Source organism: Kosmotoga sp. (genome assembly GCF_982836095.1).
Map to the genome: position 1 here is coordinate 1,535 of NZ_CEYIHJ010000110.1, position 4,977 is coordinate 6,511.

The 4,977-nt window shown below is 40.3% G+C and carries 5 protein-coding genes and 1 pseudogene; 5 read left to right on the forward strand and 1 reads right to left on the reverse strand.

Annotation, left to right across the window (positions count from 1 at the left end):
• Positions 1–180 precede the first annotated feature (180 nt).
• Positions 181–618 carry a hypothetical protein gene (locus tag AC3LHT_RS07645; RefSeq protein ID WP_290646869.1) on the reverse strand — a complete coding sequence of 146 codons (438 nt, stop codon included), beginning with the start codon at positions 616–618 and terminating at the stop codon, positions 181–183.
• A 529-nt stretch (positions 619–1,147) separates the two neighbouring features.
• Between AC3LHT_RS07645 and AC3LHT_RS07650 the strand changes: the two genes are divergently transcribed.
• The 5 genes and pseudogenes from AC3LHT_RS07650 to AC3LHT_RS07670 form a co-directional block, all read left to right on the forward strand.
• Positions 1,148–2,182: an ArsR/SmtB family transcription factor gene (locus tag AC3LHT_RS07650; RefSeq protein ID WP_488662471.1), complete on the forward strand. Its 1,035-nt coding sequence runs from the start codon at positions 1,148–1,150 to the stop codon at positions 2,180–2,182.
• Positions 2,179–3,234 carry a winged helix-turn-helix domain-containing protein gene (locus tag AC3LHT_RS07655; protein WP_290665916.1) on the forward strand — a complete coding sequence of 352 codons (1,056 nt, stop codon included), beginning with the start codon at positions 2,179–2,181 and terminating at the stop codon, positions 3,232–3,234. Before AC3LHT_RS07650 ends, AC3LHT_RS07655 begins: the two co-directional genes overlap by 4 nt.
• A 135-nt stretch (positions 3,235–3,369) precedes the next feature.
• The gene (gene kal / locus AC3LHT_RS07660) at positions 3,370–3,759 is read left to right on the forward strand and encodes a 3-aminobutyryl-CoA ammonia lyase (protein WP_290646872.1); all 390 of its coding nucleotides are present in this window, start codon (positions 3,370–3,372) and stop codon (positions 3,757–3,759) included.
• 5 nt (positions 3,760–3,764) lie between these two features.
• Positions 3,765–4,586 (forward strand): 3-keto-5-aminohexanoate cleavage enzyme, encoded by an 822-nt coding sequence (gene kce, locus AC3LHT_RS07665; protein ID WP_366011482.1) that lies wholly within the window; start codon positions 3,765–3,767, stop codon positions 4,584–4,586.
• Between the two features lie 4 nt (positions 4,587–4,590).
• Positions 4,591–4,977, forward strand: a pseudogene (locus AC3LHT_RS07670) (L-erythro-3,5-diaminohexanoate dehydrogenase); the annotation flags it as partial.

Sequence of the window (4,977 nt, forward strand, 5' to 3'; positions counted from 1 at the left end):
TCCTTTGTGTTGAAAATTCAGAACCCTATTTACTGGCCAAAAGCCATCTGGTTACGAGCAGACCCTATGACTACGACCTTGACATAGAATTGCCCCGGTTGCTTTACGGAAACCTTCGAAAAACATTATGTAAATGAAAGCCCATCTGATGATTTAAGAACCAGCTTCAAGGAGCATCGATCAATATACCTTCTTGATGGGAAAAAGATACAAGAACCCTTCATCCGTAGAATAAAGCTTCCCTTCTAAGTTGAATTCCTCCATGAGCTTTTTGCTGGATGACAGAGGAACGTTACCCCTTATTTTGACATTGTATGAATCCCCTTTGTCTTCATAGTCAAAAACATAGTTATATTTTGTCTTTTCATCTAATTCTTCTGCATTTGAAGGAAATACAGAATTCAAATAATAAAATCCCTTAATGGAAAATTCCAGCCGGGAGAGTTCCTTCAGAACTTCTCTGCTTTGTTGAAGCGTTTCTTCCCTTTGCGACTGAATGGCAAAGTAAGACTTCAAAAGAGGGTCAATGACGATATCAAATAACAAAAGTCCAGCTATGAGGGCCAGAAGAAGAGAAATAGCCAGCAGATAAATTTCTATCTTTTTTTGTAATTTCAATACATCACCCCCGAATCAACTTCTATTATAGCAGCAAAAAAATAGGGCCTTCTCAGGCCCGTTAAACTCTCCGTGGGGAAAAAGGGGGGGTGTTGCATGTTGTTTATTCGGTTCTCTCGTGCTCTTGTTGTTCAAGGGGGTTTAAAGGTTTATAAATGCGCCGCTTTTGATTAACGAAATCTTGACCTTTTCAATTTCTTCCTGAATGTTCTTTACATTTACAGTCTTGCTGTTTTTCATATCCATCCCTCCAACTCTAGTAATCCCTGACGAAATTATAATAACACTATGTTCGATGGTTGTCAAACCCGTAATGTTAACAACCGATGACGGTCTAACATAATGTTTGTAAATCCTCTAGAACCCTTATTTAGTGCAATAAAGAGAAATACAAGAAAATTCCAAGAAAATCAGCAAAAAAATTCTATAATTAAGCATATAGGGCATCAAAAAGAAAATACAACAAGGTATAGAAGCAACATTTTGATGCTATAATTAGATGTATATCTAACTGGAGGATATTATGAGTGTGAGATTAGTGTGGGTCGAACTGGGTGAACTCATAGCAATATCGAAATTAATCACCGATAATAGCCGCAAAATCCCTAATGATCCTTCCGGCCATATAAACACCGGGATAGATGCTTTTATACACGATATCGCCAATACAGCAGCCTGGAACACACGAACACTTATTTCAACCTTTTCAGAACTTGGAGAGAATTTCCTTCTCTTTGCAGGAGAAGAATTTGAAGATGGCAGTTTTATCACACTTGAGGAAACAATAGAAAGTCTCAACAATTTTGAAAAGCTGGGATCCAGGTTCTTTTCTTCTGTTATCAGCAAGCACTTCGGAGATAGACAACATCTTTTAAAGAGTTGTTCAAGGGATAGATTCCTTGATTTTTTACAGAATCAAAGGGTGCTTTCCAGGTCTTCTACATGGTTTCTCACCCAACTACTGATATTCCCTCAACACACAAGAGAGATCTTTAGCGAAGCTCTGGAAAAGTTGTTGCAGTCGTACATTAATAGCGGGCTCAGAAATGCCATTACCAGTACTGCACATGAAAGTTTGAGCATATTGACACACGACCGTTCCAGAGCTATGCTCACGGAGCAATTAAAACATCTATCCAGAGCCCCCCTTGGAGGATGTGTTATCCTTTCTATTCAACACCTTCTTCCGGATTTTATTTCCGCTCCCGTCAAATTCGATGAGGGAACTCTTTTCCTTTTGGGAAATTCCCTGAGCATTGAATTATCAAAGCACAATCATGAAACCGACCTTCTGAAGGAGTTCTTGAGAAATTTATCGGACAGGACACGTTTTTGCATTCTAAAAGCGCTTTCAGACGAAGCCATGTATGTAGCACAACTTGCAGAGCTTTGTGGGCTTTCCAAAGCAACCATATCTCACCATCTTTCTGCACTTGGAAAGCTTGGAGTTCTTAAGAAGTCAAACGAAGGTAGAAAAGTTTACTATTCACTTAACAAGGATAATTTGAGAAAGATAATAAGGGATATAGACAACGCCTTTTTGAGAATGGAGGACAATAGATGAAGATAGTAGCAGGGTATTTCGAAATATACGATCTTATGATGGCGATTTACTATGCCTTTCATTCAGAACCAGTTAGAAAATCACTGAAATCGCTTGGGGTGGATTTCGACCCGACGCCGGAACTACTGGCTTTCCGCAATGCGATTTTGAAGGAATCAGATTGGTCAACTCGCATCTATACTACCTTCATGAACGAATTTGGCGTCATATCTCCTGTCCTCTTTCCTGTAAAACATAAAATGGTAGATGGCACTGCTGTTAAAATTGAAGAATCCATAGAGCTCACTCCGGATTTGATGGAAATAATCAGGGATCGTTTTATCACAGTTCTCGCTGTTCGCAGATTGAATATGAAAAGCCAGGAGTTAAAAAAATTACTGGAAACTTCTCCCTTTACTGTAACGGAGAAAGTAGAAGAAATCGAAGGCATAAGTGCGGATTCAAAGTGGTTTGTCAATCAGTTACTTCTCTTCCCGGTGAAAGCTATAGAATTTCTTACTTCAAACACCAGAAAGATTCTGAAAATTTATGAAAAAACAGGTTTGAGAAGTAAAAATCTTCGTAAGGTAAACGATTTCTTCTCTTCGACAGACCCAAAAGTAATCAAGAATTCCATTTCGAACTATCTGGATTATTACGATCTGATTCCAGACGCTTCCCGGCCGCTATACGTTACACTTCAAAATTCTGTTCCAAGAAGCAATTCCGGGTTAATGAGTTATCCAACCTTTCACCTGCTTATAATGGGTGTCGAAGAAATAACAAAGGATTTTATAAGAAAGATTCCACAAGAATATAAGTTAAACAATCTTCTAAAAGCGATTGGAGACAATTCACGTTTTGAAATTCTAAGATATCTTGCCACAAAGCCCTCGACTCAAAAAGAGCTTGCGGATTTTACAGGTTTGAACAAATCCACTATTTCTTACCACATAAATTTGCTCTTCAAAGCTTCGCTAATTGATATTGATGTGTTCAACAATGTTATTACACTTAGAAAAGAAACGCTAAGAAAACTTTCAAAGACAATAAGTGAAATTTTCGGGCTGTGAAAAGCGTTTCCATAATCCGATAAGCATAAGAGATATAGATAATAATTCCCGCCTTAATTCGGTGATAATTCCCTCTATTTAGTGTTGAATAACGGCGTAATTGAAAGCAAAATGTTAATAAGGGGGTATATGTTGATGAAAAAGGTTGTTATCAGGGTTAGAATGAGCCTACACGACGCTCATTACGGTGGAAATCTTGTTGATGGCGCCAAAATTCTTCAACTCTTCGGTGATGTGGCCACAGAATTGCTCATTCGTAACGATGGTGATGAAGGTCTCTTTCGTGCTTACGACAACGTAGAATTTCTGGCTCCTGTATACGCTGGTGATTACATTGAAGCAACCGGGGAAATCGTTCATGTTGGCAGAACATCAAGGAAGATTATATTTGAAGCCAAAAAGGTCATTCAAGCGCGCTCAGACATTTCCGATTCTGCAGCGGAAGTTCTTGAAGATCCTGTTGTTGTGTGCAGGGCTTCAGGAACATGCGTAGTTCCGTTAAACAAGCAGAGAAAAGGGGGATGAACATATTGGAGAAGCTTATAATCACAGCGGCGATTACCGGTGCCGAAGTTACGCGTGAACAGCAACCCAATCTACCCATAACGCCAGATGAAATTGCCGAAGAAGCTTTTCGATGCTTCCTTGCCGGTGCTTCTATTGTGCATATCCATGCAAGGAAGAGTGATGGTACGCCTACTCAGGACATGGAGGTTTACAGGGAAATAAAAGAAAAGATAGAGAGAAAGTGTAATATCATTGTTCAGCCCTCTACTGGTGGCGCGGTTTGGCACAGCATAGAAGAGAGAATACAACCTTTGTATATAAATCCCGAGATGGCAACACTTTCCACAGGAACCTGTAACTTTGGCAACGACATCTTCGCTAACCCCCAGGAATATATGGAGAAATTTGCGATGGAAATGAAAAATCGGGGGATCAAACCGGAAATTGAGGTGTTCGAACGAGGTATGATTGAAAATGCCCTGAGATTGGTTAAAAAAGGGTTGATTTCTCCACCTCTGCATTTCGATTTTGTCATGGGTGTCCCCGGTGCCATACCCGCAACGATAAACGATCTTGTCTATCTTGTGAATTGCATCCCCGATGGCAGTACATGGAGTGTCGCAGGAATAGGACGTCATGAATTGCCCCTTGCACTTCATGCCATTGCCATGGGGGGACACGTTAGAGTGGGGTTTGAAGACAATATTTATTACCGCAAAGGAGAATTGGCGAAATCAAGTGCCCAGCTTGTCGAAAGAGTTGCCAAAATCTCAAGGGAATTTGGCAGGGAGATTGCTACACCTGATGAGGCCAGGAGCATTTTGAAAATAAGAAATAGGAGGTAATGGAATGAAAAAAGGATGCCCCTTCGGAAGCCATAGAGTTGTAGAACCGCAGGGTTTTCTACCACAGGCTGCTAAAAAGATAGACAACACCATGGAATTGTATTCCAATGAAATTCTCATAAATGTACAGACACTGAACGTGGATTCTGCTAGCTTTACGCAAATAAAAAATGCCTGTGGAAACGACAAGGACAAGATATCAGAAATGATCAAAAAAATAGTCGAAGAACGTGGAAAACTTCAAAATCCAGTGACAGGCTCTGGCGGCATGTTGATAGGCACGGTTGAGGCAATTGGTCCCGACCTTGCCCATCTGGATTTAAAAATCGGAGACCGGATAGCCACGCTTGTTTCACTGTCACTTACCCCGTTGCGAATTGACCGCGTAAAA